Raw genomic sequence first — 21,013 nt, 5'->3', positions numbered from 1 at the left:
ATATGAATTCAGTTCAACAAATATTTAAACAAAAAAATAAAGACTTATTGTCTATATTCTTTACAGCGGGTTTTCCAAAATTAGAAAATACCACTAGTATTATCTCTGAATTAAGTTCGAATGGAGTTGATTTTATAGAAGTAGGTTTACCTTATTCTGATCCTTTGGCAGATGGACCTACGATACAACATAGTAGTTCTGTTGCTTTAGATAATGGAATGAATTTAGATGTGGTTTTTGAGCAACTAATGTCTATTAAAGAATCGAATAAAACGCCATTGGTTTTAATGGGATATTTGAATCAAATTATCAAATATGGAGAAGATGCATTTTGCCAAAAAGTAAAGGACTGTGGAATTGATACTGTAATCATTGCAGATTTACCTATGGTAGAGTTTGAAAGTCATTACCAACAGTTATTTGATAGTTATGGAATTACAAATGTGTTCTTAATTACTCCACATACATCAGAAGAGCGTATTCGAAAGATAGATGCATTAACCAATGCTTTTATTTATGTGGTAGCCTCAGCATCTATTACTGGAGCTAAAGGAGAAATTTCGCAAAAACAAGTAGATTATTTTAATAGAATCAAAGTAATGAATTTGCAAAGCAAGTTAATTGTTGGTTTTGGAATTTCAGATAATAAAACATTTACTACAGCTTGTGAATATATGAATGGAGCTATTATTGGTTCTGCATTTATCAAAGAATTAGATAAAAATGGAGTTGAAGGAATAGGGAGTTTTGTTAAAAGCATAAAGAATTGTTAAGTTATTGCTAAATTTTTACAAAAAAGAACTTAAAAAAGTACTTTAGTAGTTTAAATGATATATAATGACTACTAGAAGATTACTATTAGTAATTGCGGTACTAACCAGCAATATTTTACTGGCACAGCATACCTTAATTAGAATGCCAGCTATTAGTCCAGATGCATCTCAAATGGCGTTTAGCTATCACGGAGATATCTGGACTTATAATTTCAATACAAAACAGGCAAACCGATTAACAATTCATAAAGGATATGAGAGTAATCCGGTTTGGAATACAAAAGGAACAGAAATCGCTTTTTCTTCTAATAGAAAAGGAAACGATAATGTTTTTATTACAACATTAAATGGTGGTGTTCCTAAGCAATTAACTTATTATCCAACCGCAAATATTCCTACTGACTGGACTTCTAAAGGAGAAATTTTATTCTCTACAGGAAGAGTATATAGAGGTCCAGAATGGGATCGTCAAATGTATTCAGTAAACCAAAATGGAGGAACTCCAAAACGTTTGCTAACAGCATATGGAGAAGATGCACAATTATCACCAAATGGTAAATTCATAGCATTTACAAAAGGAGCTTGTAGAATATCTCGTGAAGACTATTCTGGTTCTGCACAACGTGATATTTGGATTTATAACACTACCACAAAACAATATAACCAAATAACAACAAGCAATAAGAACGACCATTCTCCAAAATGGGATGCAGCAGGAAACTTATATTATATCGGAGCAAAAAGTGGTCGTTATAATATCTATAAACAAACAATTTCTGCAAATGGAACCGCAAATGGAACTGCTTCAAAACTAACTACACAAACGAAAGATGGAGTACGTACATATTCTGTAAGTAATAATGGTACAATTGTTTATTTAAGTGGAGTAGATACGTATAAGTTAGAAAACGGTAGTGCTAGGAAAATTAAATTAAACATTGCTTCAGATAATCGTTTTGCAGAAGAAGAAACAAAAACGGTTTCTAATGGGATTCAAGGATATGCAGTTTCGCCTGATGGTAAAAAAGTAGCCATAGAAGTCAATGGGGAGATTTTTGTTAAAGAAAATAACAAAGAGAAAAAGCGTTCAAATAACGTTAGTAAGCACCCATATAGAGATCGTAGTCCGCAGTGGTTAGATGATAAAACCGTTGTTTTTACTTCTGATAGAGATGGTCACTTCGAATTATATAGTGCGGTATCAACCGATACTTTAGTAGGATTACATAGAAGTTTAAAGACAAAAGTTGCTAAGTTAACCAATAGTAAAGAAGATGTAGAAAATCCAATAGTATCTCCAGATGGTAAGAAGATTTCTTATCAAGTGGGAAGAGGTACTTTAATGATAGCAGATATCAAAGACGGAAAAATAGTAAAACCGCAAGTATATTCAGATTCTTGGGCAGCAGCAGAAGGATTATCATGGAGTCCAGATAGTAAGTATATTGCCTATTCTCAAGAAGATTTAAATTTCGATAGTGAAATATTTATCCAATCGGTTGCAAATAAATCTCAGAAGATGAATGTTTCTATGCACCCAAGAAGTGATAGAAGTCCAGTTTGGAGTGCTGATGGAAAAAAGTTAGCCTTTATTTCAAACAGAAACGGAATTAATTATGACGTTTGGATGGTTTGGTTACAAAAAGAAGATTGGGAAAAATCGAAGCTAGATCACGAGGAAGGTTCTTATTATCCTGAGAAAAAAGAAGACAAAAAATCAGATAAAAAAGATAAGAAGAAGTCTAAGAAAAAGAAGGAAGTTAAAGTAACGATTGATGCAGATAGAATTTTTGATCGTTTAGTTCAAGTAACTTCTCTACAAGACAATGAATTTAGTTCAGTATTTAGTGCTGATAGTGATTTTATCTATTTTTCAGCTACAAATCCAGCAACAAAGAAAAGAGGATTGTACAAGATTAAATGGGACGGAACAAAACCAAAAGCTATCAAAGGAGTATCTAGAGCAGGAGGTTTTGATATGAATAAAGGAAAAGTATATTTTGTTTCTGGAGGAAAACTAAAAGAGTTAAATACAAAATCTGATAAAATTACTGGCTTACCACATTCAGCAACTTATACTAAGAATAAAGAAAAGGAATACGCACAAGTGTTTGATGAAGGTATTAGAGCATTAACTGCAGGGTTTTACGATCCGGAATTCCATGGGTACGATTGGAATGGATTGGTGAAAAAATACAGACCATGGGTACTGTCTGCTTCTACACATCAAGATTATTCATATATGTATAACCTGTTACTAGGGCAATTAAATGCCAGTCATATGGGATATAGAGGAAGTGCTCCTCGAAATACCAATGATAAAATAGGATTATTAGGATTAGAAGTTGAAAATACTTCTGAAGGAGCTCGTGTCGTATATGTCTTAGAGAACACTGTTGCCGATAAGTCAAAAAGTAAGTTAAACGTAGGAGATGTTATCACTTCTGTAAATGGACAAGAAGTTAAGAAGAATACGAATTTTTATAGTTTATTAAAGAACACACAGAAAAGTGAAATTCTATTGACTTTGAAGAATGGAAACGATGTAATTATCCGTCCGCAACGTTCATTAAGAACAGCGCAATATGAAGCATGGGTGGCATCTCGTAAAAAGTTAGTAGATCAATATTCAAACGGTCAATTAGGCTATATACATATTCAAGGTATGAGCATGCCGAGTTTTGAGCGTTTTGAAAGAGAATTGAAAGCGAGTGGATATGGAAAGAAAGGAATTGTAATTGATGTACGTTATAATGGTGGAGGTTGGACTACCGATCGTTTAATGGCTGTATTAAATGTAGATCAGCATGCATATACAATTCCGAGAGGAGCAGAAAAAAGCTTAAAAAATCATAAGAAATATAGCAAGAACTATCCATTTAATGAGCGCGCAATACTATCTGTAAATACAAAACCTGTAGTAGCTTTATGTAATGAGAATAGTTATTCTAATGCAGAAATTTTTTCGCATGCATTTAAGAACTTAGGATTAGGGAAATTAGTAGGTCAACCAACTTTCGGAGCCGTAATTTCTACAGGAGGTAAACGTTTGCAAAATGGATTTATCCGAATGCCATTTAGAGCTTGGTTTGTTAAGAAAACAGGTGAGAATATGGAAAACGATGCTCCTGCAGTGCCAGATTATTTAGTAAAGAATGCTCCAGGATGGAAAGAAAGAGGAGAAGATGCACAATTGAAAAAAGCAGTGGAAGTATTATTGCAAGATATCAAATAGTACATTCTTTAATAGAATAGATAAAATCAAGCGTAGAATTTAAATTCTACGCTTTTTTTATGGTTACTTTTGTCCTATGATGCAGATAACAGAGAACGAATTATTAGAAAGACTTAAAACTAATTTTGGATACGATAGTTTTCGATTAGATCAACAAAAGATTATAGAAAATGTATTGGATAAAAAAGATACATTGGTCATTATGCCTACAGGAGGAGGTAAATCTATTTGTTATCAGTTACCCGCATTGTTTTTCGAAGGAATTACGCTGGTTATTTCTCCTTTAATAGCTTTAATGAAAGACCAAGTAGATAGCTTAAAAGCAAATGGAATTTCAGCAGCTTTTTACAATAGCACTCAATCTCAAGAGGAACAAAAAGAAGTATTTGATGGAGTAGCAAATAAAACCATTCGTTTACTATATGTTGCTCCCGAGAGTTTATCTCTACTTCAACACATCTTAAATCAAGATTATATTAGTTGTGTAGCGATTGATGAGGCGCACTGTATTTCTGCTTGGGGACATGATTTTAGACCTTCCTATAAACAACTTTCTTTTTTAAGGAAAAGTTTACCCGAGGTGCCTATAATCGCTTTGACAGCAACGGCAGATAAAGCAACTCAAGAAGATATATTAACCCAACTAGTCATATCAAACGCAACTCGATTTGTTAGTTCTTTTAATAGGGAAAATATAAGTTTAGAAGTACGACCAGCAAATGATCGTGTACAACAAATTGTAAAGTTCATCAATAAAAGACCCAATGAGTCTGGAATAATCTATTGTTTAAGTAGAAAGGCAACTGAGCAGTTAGCCAGTAAACTAAATCAGAGTGGTATTAATGCAAAGGCGTATCATGCAGGATTAAATCTCGAAGAAAGAACAAAAACTCAAGAAGACTTTGTAAAAGATGATGTGCAAATTATTTGTGCAACCATTGCTTTTGGAATGGGAATAGATAAATCCAATGTACGCTGGGTGATTCACTATAATATGCCTAAAAACATAGAGGGGTATTATCAAGAAATAGGTCGTTCTGGAAGAGATGGGTTACAAGCACATGCTTTACTTTTTCATAGTTATGCAGATGTAATACAATTAAAGCAATTCATAGCCAATACTGGAAATAGAGAAGTTCAAGAAGCAAAATTGGATCGAATGAAGCAATTTGCGGAAGCTACTGTATGTAGGAGAAAAATATTGTTAAGTTATTTTGGTGAACTCATTGAGAAAAACTGTGGAAATTGTGATGTCTGTAAAAATCCTCCGCAATTTTTTGATGGAACGGTTATAGCTCAAAAGGCGTTGTCTGCAATTTATAGATTGCAAGAAAAAGAAGCTATGGGAACTGTAATTGATGTACTTAGAGGAGCAAAAAATGCCAATGTATTAGATAAAAATTATCAGACCTTAAAAACCTATGGAGTAGGGGCAGGAATTTCTTGGAGAGATTGGCAACATTATATCATTCAGTTGATAAACCAAGGGTATTGTCAAATTGCCTTTCATTTAAATAATGTATTGCAATTAACCGAATTTTCGAAAAAAGTATTGTTTGAAGGAGAAAAGATTGAATTAACTACACCTGTTGAAATCAAAAAAGAAACAAAAGAAGTTATCAAGGAGAAAAAATCTAAAAAGGCTGCATCTGATACTTTGTTTGAACGTCTAAGAAAGTTGAGGTATCGCATTGCGCAAGAAGAAGATATTGCTGCTTATTTAGTTTTTAGTGATGCCACTTTACGCGAAATAGAGAGGGAACGACCGTTAACAGATGATGATTTTTTAGCAATAAGTGGGGTAGGACAACGTAAATTAGAAGTATATGGAGGGGAATTTATAGAAGAAATAAAGACCTTTTTAGGTGAGAAAAAACGAAAGAAAAAAGATACTACGCTAGAAACATACAATCTATATAAAGATGGACTTTCTGTAGATGAAATAGCACATAAAAGGAACTTAAAACCTCAAACGATTTTTTCTCATTTGTCAAAATTATACTTGGATGGGAAAGATGTGAGCTTGGATGAGTTTATCGATGCAGATATTGTAAAACAAATTGCCAATGCTAAAAAAGTACTAGGAAATGAAACCGCTTTAAAACCCTATTTTGAATTTTTAGGAGAGAAAATTCCTTACGAGCAAATACGTATAGGATTGACGATTTTACAAAAGAGAAAATAATTTTTTGCATTTAAAGAAAGTATTCAAAATCATTTATATTTGAGTACTTGCAAAAGATGTAAATTACTATGAAAACAACTGTAGCGTCTCCCGACATGAATGTATGGAATAAATTTTTACTTCGATTTATACTCCTGTATTTTATATTTTATATATACCCCTATGGATTGGAGTACATTCATAACTTTAAATTTGATGATTTTTCTTTTTGGAAAGGAATAACCATTTGGTTCGGAGAAACTTTTTTCGGGTGGGAATTTAATAGGAATCTACTCTATAATGGATTCGATTCCAAATACGATTTTAGTAGGTTTTCCTTAATAGCTGTGTTATCTATACTGTTTTCTTGTATTTGGATTTTTCTAGATAGAAAGTTCAAATGGTACTATGATGTAAAAGTAAAGCAGCTACTAAGAACAATTTTAAGATACCATGTTGGACTTACATTAGCATTATATGGATTAGCAAAATTAATACCTACTCAATTTGGAGTAATGAGTTTTGACAGGTTGGAAACCCCTTTAGGAGACTTTACTGGAATGGGACTTTTATGGGCATTTATGGGATGCTCTAAATTTTACACCATAGTTACAGGATTGGTGGAGTTTATAGGAGGTGTTTTGTTATTGTTTAGAAGAACTACTTTTTTAGGAAGTTTCATTTTATTAATAGCTATGTTAAATGTGGTTATAATAGACATTGGTTATGATGTTACTGTAAAAATGTTTGCTGTTCATTTGTTATGTATGATCATTGTATTATTAGGGCCTTATGCAAAAAACTTACTTAATTTTTTTGTGTTTAATTTACCTACCACTAGTATTAAAGAGAAATCACTTTTTGATAAAAACAAAAAAATAGCAAACTATATAAAAGCTGGAATACTGATACTATTTTCCATTTCGCTTTACCACCACAAAGTAGAAGCTTTAGAATATGCTAAAGAAGATACAACGCCAACGATATCTGGAGAATATGAAGTAATAGAACAGGTTCGTAAGAATGATACTCTAAAGATTGAGAATGATGGGAGATGGAAAAGTTTTTCTATTAATGGATCTTCATGGAAAAGAGGAAGTTTTCGATTAGAAAAAATGGATGGAGAAAATTATTATTATGATTTTAAGGCAGATACTGTAACCAAGACGATTGAGCTAATTTCAAAAAAAGATACTGTAAATAGTCCGTATAAATTTCGCTATTCAAAAACGGGAAAAGAAGTTGTTTTTGAAGGGAAATATAAAGGGGATTCTATAATGGTTAAGACTAAATCAAAAACGCTCTTAGATTATCGTTTGATGAGGAAGACCAAACTGATAAGAGACCTAGAAGATTAATAGATAAACTTAAACTCCGAAGTATCATTTGTACTTCGGAGTTTGTTATTAATTTTTTATTTCTTCAATTTCATTGATAACATCATCTAGCTTAGATATAAGAGTTCCATATACTATCTTGGTAGAAATTTTAAAAACAATCAAGCCAATTATTCCAACGGTTACTGTAACAACAAGGCCAATGCCTGCCATTTGAAGTAAGGAAGTATCTTCGGAAATAAATTTTGAAAGAAAACTGGTTTCTTTAATATTATGGGCTAAAATAAATATAGACAATACGGCTAATGGAATGGCGAAAATAAATAGCTTTTTTGTCGCATTGGTTACGTCAGTTATAATAGCTCTATAGTTTTTTAAATAGGTCAAATTATCAGATTTCACATCAATAGTGTTGAATCTACTTAACAATTTAGTGTTGAATACATATAAGCATAAGATTAAAAAAGCACCATATGCTCCGATGATTGTTTCTGATAAGAGAATTCCCCCAATAACTACAATACCAGCCATAGGAAGTAGTCCTTTATTATCAAGTTCATAGGTTCTTTTAATCCTATTAATGATTGACTTTGATTTTTTGTTGTATATATCGATTACTTTTGGAGCAATTAGAGATTGTTCATCTATAAACGCTTCGTTCCATATTTTTTCAATTGATCTTTCCATCAAGTAATATTTTTAATTGTTTTTTAATTCTGTTAATTTTAACTGCAATATTGTTAGCGCTAGTTCCAATAATAGCAGCAATTTCTTTGTAAGGATTTTCTTCTAAATGCAATAAGATGATTGCTCGATCTACTTCAGATAGTTGTTTAATAGCATCATATAATAAATTCAGATTTTCATTTTCAAAAGCTCTATTCTCTTCAGATTCCTGTTGTATGTTGTTTGTAGCATATCCTTTTCTATTGTTTTTTTTAGAAAGAGTTAAACAAACATTTAAAGTAATTCTGTAAATCCAAGTAGACCACTTTGATTTGTTTTGAAAAGCATTTCTACTTTTCCAAATTTGTAAGCAGGCTTCCTGATAGAAATCTTCAAAATCTTCTTGAGAGTCTGTATAGGCTCTACAAATTTTAATGATAAGTCCTGAATGAGGTAAAATGGATGCCGTATAAAAATCGTTACTCAAAATTGTATTTTCTTGATAAGTAATCTTAGAATTAAAATTATTACATCAATATCTATTTTTTTTTCGTTTTTCTAATAATTTAAAAATTCGATAATAAATCTGATACTGCTTTTCTATTTTTTCCTTAGATCTTCTTTCTATTTGATATGAACCTTGGGCTATAAAAATTTGAGTTGTAGAATAACCCAAAAGAGTAGCTAATACAGGCAACAAAATATCTAACCCCCAACGTTCATTGAAATCTATAACTAATTGATTGTTTAATAGTTTTTGAATTAAAAATGCATCGTAAAGCTGAACTCCTGATGAGATAGGTTCATAGTTTTTAATATTAAGTTCATTTACTAGGTAAGAATTCATTTTGTTTTTTTCTACAATTTCAAAATCAGAACAATTCGAGTTCTCATTTAGTTTCCTGATGCCAATTAAAAATGAATGATTGGTTATATGCTTATTAATATAAGGTAGAAATTTTTTTAGAATGATAGGATGTGAAAAATCTGTATCCATATCACATTTTAAAAGATAATCTGGTTTTTGTTTGAGAGCTGCTGAAATAAGATTTTTAGTAGCTTCAACAATACCTTTATTTTCTTTATGATGCATTAAATGTATAAAAGAGTATTTATTTTTAAATTTTTGAAGTATTTCATAAGAGTTGTCTGTACTACAATCATCAAGAATAAACAATTCGAAATTTATAGAGGGATGCAAAGGAAAAGAATTAATAATTTGATTAAGCACGGTTTTTATATGGGCTGCCTCATTATAACAAGGAATAATAATTATTAAACGTTTCATAAATTGAATATAATCATATTGATTTTAATAAAAAGATATTTTATTTTCAATAATTATTGAAAGTTTTAAAAATAGTTGTATATTTGAACCATGCAATTAGAAGACGCAAAAATAAAATACATTCATACTTGGGGTAGTTTGGCTACGAGTTGGGGAATTAATAAAACCATGGCACAGGTACATGCGCTGTTATTAGTTACTTCCAAACCGATGTCTGCCGATGAAATTATGGAGGCCTTAAAAATTTCAAGGGGAAATGTAAATATGAATGTACGTGCGTTGATTGATTGGGGAATAGTACGTAAAGAATTTATAGCTGGAGAGCGTAAAGAATTTTTCGTTGCCGATAAAGATATTTGGGAACTGTTCAAACAAGTTACTAAAGAACGTAAGAAGAGAGAAGTGGAGCCGGTATTAAAGGTTTTAGATGAACTCCAAGAAAATGTAAAAGGTGAAGGAGAGGAAGTAGAGCAGTTTAAAAAATTAATGGGAGACTTATCTTCAGTAACCAATACAGTAAATGGTATTTTAGATAAAGCGATTAAGGCAGATGAGCATTGGCTGCTCTCTAATTTTACCAAAATGATTAAAAAGTAAAAAAATTTAAACCTAAACTTTCAAAAATTTCTGAAAGTTTAAAATTGTAAGAAAATGATTGAAGTATTAAAGAGAGAAAAGAAATGTACTAATGAGGAAGAAATGATTAAATTGTATAATGAGGCAACTAAAGATTATTCATTTTGGAGTAAAGATTTAAACATGCACTTTGGGTATTATATACCTTTTAAAACCTCGCTATTAAAGAGAGATTCTATGTTAAATCAGATGAACGAACAACTATTCTCATTACTTGAGGTAGCAAATAAAGAGAAACATATTATAGATTTAGGATGTGGGATTGGAGGTACCATGAAATATGGTATAAATAACCATAAAAAATTGCGAATTACTGGATGTACAATAGTACCGTTTCAAGTAAAATATGGGAACAACTTTATAAATAATGACCAAGCGAAGATTGAAAATATTGATTATAAGCATACTCAATTTTCTGATAACAAGTTTGACGGTGCTATGGCTATCGAGAGCTTTTGCCATTCAGGATGTTCAAAAGAGGCTTTAGAAGAAGCATATCGAGTTTTAAAGCCTAATTCAAAATTTGTTATGGCCGATGCTTTTGTAAAAAGAGATTATAAGGAAATGAACATTTTCTCAAAAAAAGTACATCGAGGTTTATCTAAATGTTGGAGTTTAGAAAGGTTAGGAAATATTAATAGGGTAAAGGAGGATATGGAAAACATTGGTTTTAAAAACGTCAAAGTAAAGAATATATGGTATAGAGTAGCCCCTTCAGTATTGCATGTGCCTTTTGCTATTTCAGGGTTTATTTTAAGAAAAATCATAAACAATGAAGAATTAAAAGAAGAGAGTATTCATAATATGAAGGGATCTTTTTATGCATTATTAACAAGTTTATGCATGCAAGATTTTGGTTATTATATAGTTTCTGCAGAAAAAAATAAGTAAAAGAATAAAGAATGAGAATCCTTATAACAATAGTTTGGTTAATTAATGGGCTATTCTGTAAAATATTAAATTTAGTTCCGAGGCATGAAGCCATAGTTTCGAGGATATTAGGAGATAATTATTCGAGAGAATTAACCGTTGCGATTGGAGTTTTAGAGGTTATAATGGTACTCTGGATTCTGTCAGAATTTAAGTCAAGGTTAAATGCACAAACACAAATTAGTGTAATACTCTTAATGAATATTATTGAATTTATTTACGCGCCTGACCTTTTATTATGGGGGAAATTCAACATTCTTTTTGCTTCACTTTTTGTTGTTATTATTTATATGAATGAATTCAAATTAATTCCCAAAAAACTTTTGTCATGCTAGCATCTTTAAAGAATCATCCATTTTCTGTAGCGGCATTTTTTAAAAGGTCTCTCGTTTTAACTTTTGCAATTCCAAAAGAGGATTTAGAACCATTAATTCCTGAGAGTTTATTATTGGACGTTTTTGATAATAAATGGGCTTTTTTAGCAGTAGCAATGGTTCAAACGAAAGACTTGCGTCCAAAAGGATTCCCAAAAATTATGGGAAATGATTTCTTTTTAATAGGATACCGCGTTTTTGTAAAATATACTACAAGTAAAGGAAAAAGATTAAGGGGGTTATACATTTTGAAATCAGAAACAGATAGCAAGAAGATGGAGATAGGAGGGAATATATTTACCCATTATAACTATACTACCACTGATATACATCAACTAGAATCTAAGAAAGAAAAAGTCATTTATTCAAAAAAGTCTGATTTTAGAGTAATGTTTACTGAAGAAGAAGACAATACACAACTTCCTCAAGATTCACCATTTTTAAATTGGAAACAAGCAAGGAGGTATGCGGGACCATTACCGTTTACTTTCACTTATGATAAGCATAAAAAAGAAATGCTAATTATTGAAGGAGTAAGAAGAAATTGGAAACCTAAGCCTATTAAAATTCTCGATTATAATTTTTCATTTATAAGAGATCTTGAATTAAAAGATGCAAAACTTGCAAATGCATTTGTTATAGAAGACATTCCATACTATTGGAAAAAAGGGAGAATTGAACTATGGAAATAAATAGAAAAAGAAAAAGGTTTCAAGGGGTATTAAATATACTCAGTTTTAATAGGCATTTTTATATTATAGGTGTTTCTGCGTTAATTGTATTATGGTGTTTACAATCTTTTTTTAATTGGCCAGAATATATTAAATGGGTCATCTTGTTATTCTTTAGTTATGGATTGCTAATTCCATTAATAGTATCAGCTTATGTATATGATTATTCGAGATATTATGATTTCGAATGGTTGGAAAAATTAGAGTTAGTTGATTCAAGAAATACGAAAATATTGAATATTAATGCAGGGTTTGATGAAACAAGTTTTATCATAAAAAGGAAGTTGTCAAAATCAACTTTAAAGGTTTTTGATTTTTATGAGGAGCTTAAGCATACAGAAAGAGCTATTAAAATAGCTAGAAAAGTTAGTCAAGTTTACCCGAATACAGAAGTCATAAAAACAAATAGGATACCCTTAAAAGATAAATCGGTTGATACTATTTTTTTATTATCAGCAGCGCATGAAATACGTTCGAATAGTGAGAAGGTAACTTTCTTAAAAGAATGCAATAGGGTTTTGAAATATAAGGGTAAGATAATTTTAGTAGAACACTTAAGAGATTTGCCTAACTTTTTAGCGTTCTCTGTTGGATTTACACATTTCTTTTCTAAAAACACATGGAAGAATGTGTTTAAAGAAGCGGGTTTAAGCATTAAAAATGAAATAAAATTTACCCCGTTCATGTCAATTTTTAATTTTTCAAAATCAATTTGAATATTATAACCTATGGAAATACATTTTTATATTATTGGCTCGCTATTAGTTTTATTGGCTATAGTTCATATTATTTTTCCAAAGTATTTTAATTGGAAAGAAGAATTGGAAAAATTGAGTTTGATGAATCATCAGATGATGAAAGTTCATACTTTTTTTATCGGATTAACTGTTTTTTTAATGGGAATATTACTGTTGACATCTACTAGAGATTTATTAACAACTCAGTTAGGTAAAACTATAATTTTAGGTTTCGCAATATTTTGGACAATTCGATTTTTTATGCAGTTATTTGTATATTCTTCTCAACTTTGGAAGGGAAAATTATTTGAAACAGTTGTACACATTTTTTTTACTTTTTTATGGCTATATATGAGTATAGTTTTTGGAATTGTCTCAATGAATTAAATAAAACAATATGAGTTTTTTAAAAGCAGCATGGCGCAAATTAATAATGATTAATTACAAGGTAAATCCAGAGGTACTACTTCCTTATGTACCGAAAGGAACTGAGCTCGATTTTTATAAAGATGCCTGTTATGTAAGTGTAGTTGGATTTATGTTTTTAGATACCAAGTTACTCGGTGTTAAAGTACCGTTTCATGTGAATTTTGAAGAAGTGAATCTTCGATTTTATGTGAAAAGAAAAGTTGGAGATGAGTACAAAAGAGGAGTAGTTTTTATTAAAGAAATTGTTCCAAAACCTGCTATTACCTTTGTGGCAAATACCATATATAAGGAAAATTACCAAACACTTCCAATGAAGCATATTTGGAAAGAAGAAAATGATAAGAAGACAATAATTTATCAGTGGAAGACAGGAAAAAGATGGAATACCATTTCAGTTGAAAGTGAAGTCAAATCTCAACCTATTCAAAAAAATACGGAGGTAGAGTTTATTGCAGAACACTATTGGGGGTATGCAAAGGATGGGAATAAAACAACTGAATACGAGGTGAAACATCCAACATGGGATTCTTATCAAGTTAACAATTTCCTAGTAGATGTAGATTTTTCAATAACCTATGGTAGTGATTTTTCTTTTTTACAAAAGGAACAACCAAGTTCTGTATTTCTATTAGAGGGTTCAGAAATAAGTGTAGAGAATAAAACTGTTTTGTAATAATGTAATAAAAAGAAAACCTCATAAGATATTTCTTATGAGGTTGTAAAATTTTATATTGAAATAGAAGCTATTTAGTATAAGTCAATAAGAATAACTCCATTGGCTCCTCTCATTCCATAGGTTGCTAATTCATCAGGTTTTTTAAGTATCGTAATTCTTTTAACCTCATTTATATTAACGTTACTAACATCATGTACTTGAGTTCCGTTTAATAGAATTAAAGGTTCTGTAGATGAATTAAAAGAATTAATTCCACGGATATATACTTTTTGTCTATTAACAATTACACCAGGTCGTCCACGTAAGTAATCATAAATATTATTAAATCGAATATACCTGCTTGTTCTTAATACAGGGCGTTTATCCTTCATAACAATACTCATAATACTATCTCCCTTATATTCTATTTCTTTTGTACCATGTTTTTTGTGAACAAATTTTATCTTCTTAGGACTTTCATCACAGACAATTAAGAAAACTCCTTGACGATCCGTCCTTCTCTTCGTGTTTTTATTGTCAATATAAATGGAAGCTTTCTTTACAGGTGCATCTTTATCCGTCTTTAAAATTCCTCTAATAACAATTTTTTTACTCTCATCTTGAGCATACATGTTAAGAGCGAAAAAGAATAAAGATACCAATGTTAAATTTCTTAGTATCATAATTTGAATTTTTTAAATAGAGCTAAATATATAAAAAAATACCCTCACAAACTTGTGAGGGTATTTAAATCTTTCTTAAAAGATAACTTCTTTTACATATTTCGTCTGTATTGACCACCTACTTCAAATAGGGCTGAGGTAATTTGACCTAAAGAACATACTTTAGAAGCTTCCATTAATTTTTCAAAAATATTCTCGTTTTGAATAGCTGCTTTCTGAATTTTTGATAACTCTTCTGAAACTTTGGCTTCATTAGCCTCATTAAGGTTTTCCTTTGTTTTAATTTGGAATTGTTTTTCTTCTTCTGTTGCTCTAATTACCTCCTGTGGTGTAACCGTTGGAGACCCTTTAGAACTTAAGAAGGTATTAACTCCAATAATTGGGAATTCACCTGTATGCTTTAAAGTTTCATAATATAAACTTTCTTCTTGAATTTTAGAACGTTGGTACATTGTTTCCATTGCCCCTAAAACTCCACCACGTTCTGTGATTCTATCAAACTCTGTTAATACCGCTTCTTCTACTAAATCTGTTAATTCTTCAATAATAAATGAACCTTGTATTGGGTTTTCGTTTTTCGCTAATCCTAATTCCTTATTAATAATTAACTGAATTGCCATGGCTCTACGTACACTTTCTTCTGTAGGAGTAGTAATAGCTTCATCATAAGCATTTGTGTGTAGCGAGTTACAGTTATCATAAATAGCATACAATGCCTGTAAGGTTGTACGAATATCATTAAAGTCAATTTCTTGAGCGTGTAATGAACGACCAGAAGTTTGAATATGATACTTTAACATTTGCGCTCTTGGGTTTGCATTGTACTTATATTTCAATGCTTTTGCCCAAATCTTACGAGCAACACGACCAATAACTGCATATTCTGGATCAATACCATTAGAGAAGAAGAATGATAAGTTTGGTCCAAACTTATTAATATCCATTCCTCTCGATAAATAATATTCTACATACGTAAATCCGTTTGCCAATGTTAATGCCAATTGCGTAATCGGATTGGCACCTGCTTCAGCAATATGATATCCAGAAATAGAAACAGAATAGAAGTTTCTAACATTTTTCTCAATAAAATACTCCTGAACATCTCCCATTAAACGCAACGCAAATTCCGTAGAGAAAATACAAGTATTTTGAGCTTGATCTTCTTTTAAAATATCAGCTTGAACAGTACCACGTACTTGTGCCAATGTAGCTGTCTTAATCTCAGCATATACATCAGCAGGTAAAATTTGATCTCCAGTAACTCCTAAAAGTAATAACCCTAATCCGTCATTACCTTCTGGTAAATCTCCATTGTATTTAGGGCGATCAATACCTTTATCATCGTATAACTCTTTTAACTTGGCTTCAACCTTAGCTTCTAAACCGTGTTCCTTAATGTATTTTTCACAGTTCTGATCGATCGCAGCATTCATAAAGAATCCAAGTAACATTGGAGCTGGCCCATTAATGGTCATGGAAACTGAAGTCATGGCGTGACTTAAATCAAAACCAGAGTATAATTTCTTAGCATCGTCTAAACAACAAATAGAAACCCCAGCATTACCAATTTTACCATAAATATCTGGTCTGTGTCCAGGATCGTTTCCGTATAATGTTACAGAATCGAATGCTGTAGATAAACGTTTTGCTGGCATTCCTAAACTTACATAGTGAAAACGTCTGTTAGTTCTTTCTGGACCTCCTTCACCAGCAAACATTCTTGTTGGATCTTCTCCTGTACGTTTAAAAGGATATAATCCAGAAGCATAAGGAAACTCACCAGGAACATTTTCTTGTAAATTCCAACGTAATAAATCTCCCCAAGCCTGATACTTTGGTAATGCTACTTTAGGAATATCAGAGTGTGATAATGATTTAGTATGTGTTTCAATCTTAATTTCTTTATCACGTACTTTAAATGTATAAATAGGATCTTTATATTTCTTAACTTTTGCATCCCAGTTTAAAATGATTTCCCAGTTATGTGGATCTAAGTTTAATTTAACTTTGTCAAATTGATCAAATAATAACTTAATAAAAACCTGGTCATCATCCTGAACTTGTTTTAGAATCTGATCTTGGTCTAATCCGTTTTTTGTAAGGAAAGATTCCTTCACTTCGTTCGGAATGACAGATAAAATCGTTTGATAAACTCCGTATAATTTTTGAGCAACTTTTTCTTGAGTATCTACCTTCTTGTCGTATGCTCTATTGTTTTCTGAAATTTCAGATAAGTAACGGGTTCTTGCTGGTGGAATTACAAAAATCTTTTCAGACATTTCTTTTGTAATTTCAAAAGTAGATTGCAAATCTGCTCCAGTTTTTTCAACCAATTTATCCATGATTGCCTTGTAAAGCGAATTCATTCCTGGATCATTGAATTGAGAGGCGATAGTACCAAATACAGGCATGTCATCCATATGAACATCCCATAAATTATTGTTACGCATGTATTGCTTCTTCACATCACGTAACGCATCTAAGGCACCACGTTTGTCAAACTTGTTGATGGCTACTAGGTCAGCAAAATCTAACATGTCGATTTTCTCTAACTGTGTAGCAGCACCAAATTCAGGAGTCATTACATATAATGACGTATCTGAATGTTCGATAATTTCTGTATCAGATTGTCCAATACCAGAAGTTTCTAAAATAATCAAATCAAATTCTGCTGCTTTTAATACTTCAACAGCTTCATTTACATATTTAGATAAGGCTAAATTAGATTGACGTGTTGCTAATGAACGCATGTATACACGTTCATTGTTAATTGCATTCATACGAATACGGTCTCCTAATAAAGCTCCTCCTGTTTTTCGTTTAGATGGATCAACAGAAATTAATCCTATAGTTTTATTCGGAAAGTCAATTAAGAAACGACGAACTAATTCATCTACTAAGCTTGATTTTCCTGCACCACCAGTACCGGTAATACCAAGTACAGGAGTTTTTGAATTTTTATTCTTTTCATGGATAGCATCCAAAGCGTCTTTTGCTACATCTGGAAAGTTTTCAGCAGATGAAATAACACGAGCAATACTACCAATCTCTTTGTCAGCTAATTTGTTAACTTCACCGTTTAAGGTATCACCAACAGCAAAATCTGATTTTTCAACCAAATCATTGATCATTCCTTGTAATCCTAATTCACGACCATCATCTGGAGAATAAATACGGGTAATACCATAATCCATTAACTCCTTAATTTCTTCAGGAAGGATTACTCCACCACCACCACCAAATATTTTAATATGTTCCGCTCCTTTTTCTTTTAAAAGGTCGTACATGTATTTAAAATATTCGTTGTGTCCTCCTTGGTATGATGTCATTGCAATGGCATTGGCATCTTCTTGTATGGCACAGTTTACTACTTCTTCTACACTTCTATCATGTCCTAAGTGAATTACTTCAACCCCAGTAGATTGAATAATTCTACGCATTATATTGATAGCTGCATCGTGTCCATCAAATAATGAAGCTGCAGTAACAATTCTTACTTTATGTTTTGGTTTATAAGGAGCTATTTGTTCCATTCGTAAATTGTCTTGATTTTCGGGTACGCAATTTACGGAAATATTAAAAAATATGGAGATTTATTGTGAATTATAATGATAAATGTAATGTTAAAATATTCACAGTTTTTTTATTCTGAATACTAAAGAAAATAAATGCACCGTTCTTGTAACAATCTCTAGAATAAAGCTTCTTACTAACTAAACTTATAGAATCATTGAAAACTTTAGAAATTTTATCACTGTTTTTAGATATGTTATCCACTTTTTCTGGAATAACAATTGGAATTTTACTTTTTACGTTAAAAGTTAAAGAGCAAAAAGGAAATATTTATTTAGTGTTGTTCATTTTAAGTTTATCAATAGGTTTCTTAGAAGATATTATAGAAGATCGAAACTTAGGAATGATTTCCGACCATGTTACCTTATTAATCGAGACAGACTTTTTTATCATACCATCTATTTTCTTATTCATGCTTACTGTGGCAAGGAAAAATATTTCTCGATTTTGGCTCTTACTTTATGTTCCAGGAATTGTTTTGAATTTAACCCATTTTGGAGACCCTGAATTAGGAGAAATTTTACATGCATTTTTCTATTTATTTTTAAATATACCATTGCTCATTTATTCTTTTAGAATACTAAGAAAGTTTAAGCTTAAACTAGAAAGTTATTACTCCAATGTGGAGAGTAAAAGTATTACTTGGGTAAAGACCATTATGATGACTGTAATATTGGTGCATGTTTATTTATTCTTTGAAGGAATAGTTTTCTTGTTTTTTGAAAACAGTTTATTAGAAGCGGTATTAGAGTTAATCTTGAGTTTGGTAACCTTCTTTATAGTATACTGGGTTGGTTATAGTGGATTTAGACAAATAGGTTTTATCAATGAAGTTTCTGAAGTTGTATCTTCCATACCGGAAATTGAAAATAGTAGCGACAAAATTGTTACTACGAAGGAAAGTGTATCTAAAGATGAAAGAGAAATTAAGTATCAAAAATGTTGTGAAAGTATTTTAAAAGAAAAGTACTTTGCTAATCCAGATTTGTCTTTAAAATCATTATCACAAGATTTAAAAATTAAAGAAAGAGAATTATCTGAGCTTATAAATTCGTGTGCAAAAAGCAATTTTCATAGCTTCATTAATCGGTTTAGGGTAGATGAGTTTAAGAGACTTTTAAATTCAGATAAAGTAGCACACTATTCTATATTAGGACTAGCAAAAGATGCTGGTTTTTCTTCTAAATCAACCTTTTATAAGGTTTTTAAAGATGCAGAAGGAGTAACTCCAAGTGAGTACAAAAACGGATTAAAGAGTCCGAATACGTGTTCTAGGACTTGTTAAAAAGAATTTTTTTTATCGTGTAGCGTTTCTTTGCTGACGAGTAGTTTTTAATACTGGAAAAAAGATTGAAAATTACTTTTCTAAAAGTACATGTTGAATTTAAAAAGAAGAATCACGATGAAAAAAATAATAATAACAATCATTATACTTTGGTTAGGAAATGCTCCTGCACAATGTCAAGAAATATCAAAACAAATTTTTGGTAAATGGGAATTGAAAGAAATAGAGATAATGGGACAAAAAGGAACTCCATTAGAAGTCTTTGGAGTTGCAGAAGCCTATCAAGAATATCAAAAGCCCAATAAATTTACTGGTTTTTTAGGAGAGAAAGTAAGTGGAGCATTCGTAGTAAACGAGAAGGATAAAACAATTAACGTAAAAATTGATAATGAAAGCACCGTTTTTAAAGTAAAGAGTTTTACTAAAGAAAAAATGGTCATAAATATTAATACCGAGGAAGGAACGCTCACGCTTCATTATCTGAAAAAATAGCAATTACATAACATTTCTGAATCCTAATGAGTAGTCAGTTTTAGGCTACTACATGAAAGGAAAACTATTCGTCTTAGGTCATGTTTATAAGTTAAACATGCCTAGGATAGGATAACTACACCCATCAACCAACCAAAAAAAAATTACATCATTTAAAAAAAAGAACCTACTATGTCTGTATTTTATGAAAACCCATTGGTTTTACAATTAATCGTTTATGCCTTTATTATTCTATTTTTTTGGGGATTAGAGCTTATCTTATTTTCTCAAAAGTTAAAACACAAAGCACTCCATTCATTATTAAATGCAAAGTTCATTGTATTTGTGTTACCTGTACAAATAGGTTTATCTACAGTTGTGTTTATGGTAGCTAATTGGACGGTAAATAAGCAATGGGGGTTGCTATATCAATTGCCTTTAGAAGAATACTCTTTATTGCATTTTATTGTTGCTTTTATATGCATTGATTTTTTTGATTACTGGTACCATGTAATGATGCACAGAGTTCCATTTTTCTGGAGATTTCATCAAATACATCATAGCGATATGGATGTCGATATATCTACTACCGTTAGAGAGCATCCTGGGGAAACAGCTGTAAGAGTTAGTTTTTTAATAGGGATAGTTTTTATTTTAGGAGTACCTGTTCAGTTTTTATTAATAAAACAGTTTATACAAAGTTTCATCAACTTAACTTCTCACTCAAAGGTAAAACTTCCAGAGAAATTAAACAATATTATCTCACTTTTATTTGTAACTCCAAATACCCATCATATACATCATCATTATGTTTTACCGCAAACAGATAGTAATTACGGAGATATATTTTCTATTTGGGATCGTTTGTTTTCAACCTTCAGTAAAATGAAGCAATCGGAAATTGTTCATGGTATAGATACCAATATGGATAAAGAAGAGAACAAAGATTTTAAAAATTTAATTACCAGGCCGTTTGACGATAGTAGAGAACATTCAACGAATCCTATTTACAAAAAAGTAAAGTTAAAAGCAGTAAAATAACATTC

General features: G+C 31.1%; 19 protein-coding genes. 14 read left to right on the top strand and 5 right to left on the bottom strand.

Annotation, left to right across the window (positions count from 1 at the left end; all coding sequences use genetic code 11):
* Positions 1 to 2: 2 nt before the first annotated feature.
* From trpA to Q0873_RS11765, 4 genes are all read left to right on the top strand, one after another.
* Positions 3 to 773 (top strand): tryptophan synthase subunit alpha, encoded by a 771-nt coding sequence (trpA, locus tag Q0873_RS11780; protein WP_299107422.1) that lies wholly within the window; start codon positions 3 to 5, stop codon positions 771 to 773.
* Between the two features lie 64 nt (positions 774 to 837).
* A complete protein-coding gene (locus Q0873_RS11775; RefSeq protein WP_299107421.1) occupies positions 838 to 4,008 on the top strand; it encodes a S41 family peptidase in 3,171 nt (1,056 codons plus the stop codon).
* A gap of 79 nt (positions 4,009 to 4,087) precedes the next feature.
* A complete protein-coding gene (gene recQ, locus Q0873_RS11770) occupies positions 4,088 to 6,193 on the top strand; it encodes a DNA helicase RecQ (protein WP_299107839.1) in 2,106 nt (701 codons plus the stop codon).
* 68 nt (positions 6,194 to 6,261) lie between these two features.
* Positions 6,262 to 7,530 carry a DoxX family protein gene (locus tag Q0873_RS11765; protein ID WP_299107420.1) on the top strand — a complete coding sequence of 423 codons (1,269 nt, stop codon included), beginning with the start codon at positions 6,262 to 6,264 and terminating at the stop codon, positions 7,528 to 7,530.
* Positions 7,531 to 7,578: 48 nt separating this feature from the next.
* On the opposite strand, the gene Q0873_RS11760 is transcribed toward Q0873_RS11765, so the two are convergent.
* Genes Q0873_RS11760 through Q0873_RS11750 form a run of 3 tightly spaced genes read right to left on the bottom strand, consistent with a single transcriptional unit; the run spans position 7,579 to position 9,463 of the window.
* Entirely contained in the window at positions 7,579 to 8,196 is a 618-nt protein-coding gene (locus Q0873_RS11760; RefSeq protein ID WP_299107419.1) for a hypothetical protein, read from the bottom strand.
* Positions 8,180 to 8,662 carry a sigma-70 family RNA polymerase sigma factor gene (locus tag Q0873_RS11755; protein ID WP_299107418.1) on the bottom strand — a complete coding sequence of 161 codons (483 nt, stop codon included), beginning with the start codon at positions 8,660 to 8,662 and terminating at the stop codon, positions 8,180 to 8,182. Before Q0873_RS11755 ends, Q0873_RS11760 begins: the two co-directional genes overlap by 17 nt.
* Before the next feature lie 45 nt (positions 8,663 to 8,707).
* The gene (locus tag Q0873_RS11750; RefSeq protein ID WP_299107416.1) at positions 8,708 to 9,463 is read right to left on the bottom strand and encodes a glycosyltransferase; all 756 of its coding nucleotides are present in this window, start codon (positions 9,461 to 9,463) and stop codon (positions 8,708 to 8,710) included.
* A gap of 90 nt (positions 9,464 to 9,553) precedes the next feature.
* On the opposite strand from Q0873_RS11750, the gene Q0873_RS11745 reads away from it, so the two are divergent.
* The 7 genes from Q0873_RS11745 to Q0873_RS11715 are packed head-to-tail and all read left to right on the top strand — an operon-like array spanning position 9,554 to position 13,973.
* Positions 9,554 to 10,060 carry a helix-turn-helix domain-containing protein gene (locus Q0873_RS11745; RefSeq protein ID WP_299107414.1) on the top strand — a complete coding sequence of 169 codons (507 nt, stop codon included), beginning with the start codon at positions 9,554 to 9,556 and terminating at the stop codon, positions 10,058 to 10,060.
* A 54-nt stretch (positions 10,061 to 10,114) separates the two neighbouring features.
* Positions 10,115 to 10,990: a class I SAM-dependent methyltransferase gene (locus Q0873_RS11740; protein ID WP_299107412.1), complete on the top strand. Its 876-nt coding sequence runs from the start codon at positions 10,115 to 10,117 to the stop codon at positions 10,988 to 10,990.
* A gap of 11 nt (positions 10,991 to 11,001) precedes the next feature.
* A complete protein-coding gene (locus Q0873_RS11735) occupies positions 11,002 to 11,364 on the top strand; it encodes a DoxX-like family protein (RefSeq protein ID WP_299107409.1) in 363 nt (120 codons plus the stop codon).
* Positions 11,358 to 12,095, top strand: coding sequence for a DUF2071 domain-containing protein (locus Q0873_RS11730; protein ID WP_299107407.1), 738 nt, complete (start codon positions 11,358 to 11,360; stop codon positions 12,093 to 12,095). Before Q0873_RS11735 ends, Q0873_RS11730 begins: the two co-directional genes overlap by 7 nt.
* The gene (locus Q0873_RS11725; protein WP_299107405.1) at positions 12,086 to 12,850 is read left to right on the top strand and encodes a methyltransferase domain-containing protein; all 765 of its coding nucleotides are present in this window, start codon (positions 12,086 to 12,088) and stop codon (positions 12,848 to 12,850) included. The genes Q0873_RS11730 and Q0873_RS11725 overlap by 10 nt, the downstream gene beginning before the upstream one ends.
* 12 nt (positions 12,851 to 12,862) lie before the next feature.
* Positions 12,863 to 13,258, top strand: coding sequence for a hypothetical protein (locus Q0873_RS11720; protein ID WP_299107403.1), 396 nt, complete (start codon positions 12,863 to 12,865; stop codon positions 13,256 to 13,258).
* Between the two features lie 10 nt (positions 13,259 to 13,268).
* Positions 13,269 to 13,973 carry a DUF2071 domain-containing protein gene (locus Q0873_RS11715; protein WP_299107401.1) on the top strand — a complete coding sequence of 235 codons (705 nt, stop codon included), beginning with the start codon at positions 13,269 to 13,271 and terminating at the stop codon, positions 13,971 to 13,973.
* 74 nt (positions 13,974 to 14,047) lie between these two features.
* Here the strand turns inward: Q0873_RS11715 and Q0873_RS11710 are convergent, their stop codons facing one another.
* Positions 14,048 to 14,638 carry a TonB-dependent receptor plug domain-containing protein gene (locus tag Q0873_RS11710; RefSeq protein WP_299107399.1) on the bottom strand — a complete coding sequence of 197 codons (591 nt, stop codon included), beginning with the start codon at positions 14,636 to 14,638 and terminating at the stop codon, positions 14,048 to 14,050.
* Positions 14,639 to 14,730: 92 nt separating this feature from the next.
* Positions 14,731 to 18,171, bottom strand: a complete 3,441-nt coding sequence (locus tag Q0873_RS11705; protein ID WP_299107397.1) for a methylmalonyl-CoA mutase family protein — start codon at positions 18,169 to 18,171, stop codon at positions 14,731 to 14,733.
* A gap of 197 nt (positions 18,172 to 18,368) precedes the next feature.
* On the opposite strand from Q0873_RS11705, the gene Q0873_RS11700 reads away from it, so the two are divergent.
* The 3 genes from Q0873_RS11700 to Q0873_RS11690 all read left to right on the top strand — a co-directional run bounded on the left by Q0873_RS11700 (position 18,369) and on the right by Q0873_RS11690 (position 21,008).
* On the top strand, positions 18,369 to 19,496 hold the full coding sequence (locus Q0873_RS11700; RefSeq protein WP_299107395.1) for a helix-turn-helix domain-containing protein: 1,128 nt from the start codon (positions 18,369 to 18,371) through the stop codon (positions 19,494 to 19,496).
* 117 nt (positions 19,497 to 19,613) lie between these two features.
* Positions 19,614 to 19,988: a hypothetical protein gene (locus tag Q0873_RS11695; protein ID WP_299107391.1), complete on the top strand. Its 375-nt coding sequence runs from the start codon at positions 19,614 to 19,616 to the stop codon at positions 19,986 to 19,988.
* 171 nt (positions 19,989 to 20,159) lie between these two features.
* Positions 20,160 to 21,008: a sterol desaturase family protein gene (locus Q0873_RS11690; RefSeq protein WP_299107389.1), complete on the top strand. Its 849-nt coding sequence runs from the start codon at positions 20,160 to 20,162 to the stop codon at positions 21,006 to 21,008.
* Positions 21,009 to 21,013 lie beyond the last annotated feature (5 nt).

Source organism: uncultured Tenacibaculum sp. (genome assembly GCF_947498805.1).
Taxonomy (GTDB): domain Bacteria; phylum Bacteroidota; class Bacteroidia; order Flavobacteriales; family Flavobacteriaceae; genus Polaribacter.
The sequence above is the reverse complement of the archived record's forward strand: the minus strand, read 5'-3'. Positions and strand labels throughout refer to the sequence as shown.

What these genes read in the sequence shown, in the direction of transcription:
- trpA (WP_299107422.1), top strand. Translation starts at nt 3, where the DNA reads ATGAATTCAGTTCAACAAATATTTAAACAAAAAAATAAAGACTTATTG.
- Q0873_RS11775 (WP_299107421.1), top strand. Translation starts at nt 838, where the DNA reads ATGACTACTAGAAGATTACTATTAGTAATTGCGGTACTAACCAGCAAT.
- recQ (WP_299107839.1), top strand. Translation starts at nt 4,088, where the DNA reads ATGCAGATAACAGAGAACGAATTATTAGAAAGACTTAAAACTAATTTT.
- Q0873_RS11765 (WP_299107420.1), top strand. Translation starts at nt 6,262, where the DNA reads ATGAAAACAACTGTAGCGTCTCCCGACATGAATGTATGGAATAAATTT.
- Q0873_RS11760 (WP_299107419.1), bottom strand. Translation starts at nt 8,196, where the DNA reads ATGGAAAGATCAATTGAAAAAATATGGAACGAAGCGTTTATAGATGAA.
- Q0873_RS11750 (WP_299107416.1), bottom strand. Translation starts at nt 9,463, where the DNA reads ATGAAACGTTTAATAATTATTATTCCTTGTTATAATGAGGCAGCCCAT.
- Q0873_RS11745 (WP_299107414.1), top strand. Translation starts at nt 9,554, where the DNA reads ATGCAATTAGAAGACGCAAAAATAAAATACATTCATACTTGGGGTAGT.
- Q0873_RS11740 (WP_299107412.1), top strand. Translation starts at nt 10,115, where the DNA reads ATGATTGAAGTATTAAAGAGAGAAAAGAAATGTACTAATGAGGAAGAA.
- Q0873_RS11735 (WP_299107409.1), top strand. Translation starts at nt 11,002, where the DNA reads ATGAGAATCCTTATAACAATAGTTTGGTTAATTAATGGGCTATTCTGT.
- Q0873_RS11730 (WP_299107407.1), top strand. Translation starts at nt 11,358, where the DNA reads ATGCTAGCATCTTTAAAGAATCATCCATTTTCTGTAGCGGCATTTTTT.
- Q0873_RS11725 (WP_299107405.1), top strand. Translation starts at nt 12,086, where the DNA reads ATGGAAATAAATAGAAAAAGAAAAAGGTTTCAAGGGGTATTAAATATA.
- Q0873_RS11720 (WP_299107403.1), top strand. Translation starts at nt 12,863, where the DNA reads ATGGAAATACATTTTTATATTATTGGCTCGCTATTAGTTTTATTGGCT.
- Q0873_RS11715 (WP_299107401.1), top strand. Translation starts at nt 13,269, where the DNA reads ATGAGTTTTTTAAAAGCAGCATGGCGCAAATTAATAATGATTAATTAC.
- Q0873_RS11710 (WP_299107399.1), bottom strand. Translation starts at nt 14,638, where the DNA reads ATGATACTAAGAAATTTAACATTGGTATCTTTATTCTTTTTCGCTCTT.
- Q0873_RS11705 (WP_299107397.1), bottom strand. Translation starts at nt 18,171, where the DNA reads ATGGAACAAATAGCTCCTTATAAACCAAAACATAAAGTAAGAATTGTT.
- Q0873_RS11695 (WP_299107391.1), top strand. Translation starts at nt 19,614, where the DNA reads ATGAAAAAAATAATAATAACAATCATTATACTTTGGTTAGGAAATGCT.
- Q0873_RS11690 (WP_299107389.1), top strand. Translation starts at nt 20,160, where the DNA reads ATGTCTGTATTTTATGAAAACCCATTGGTTTTACAATTAATCGTTTAT.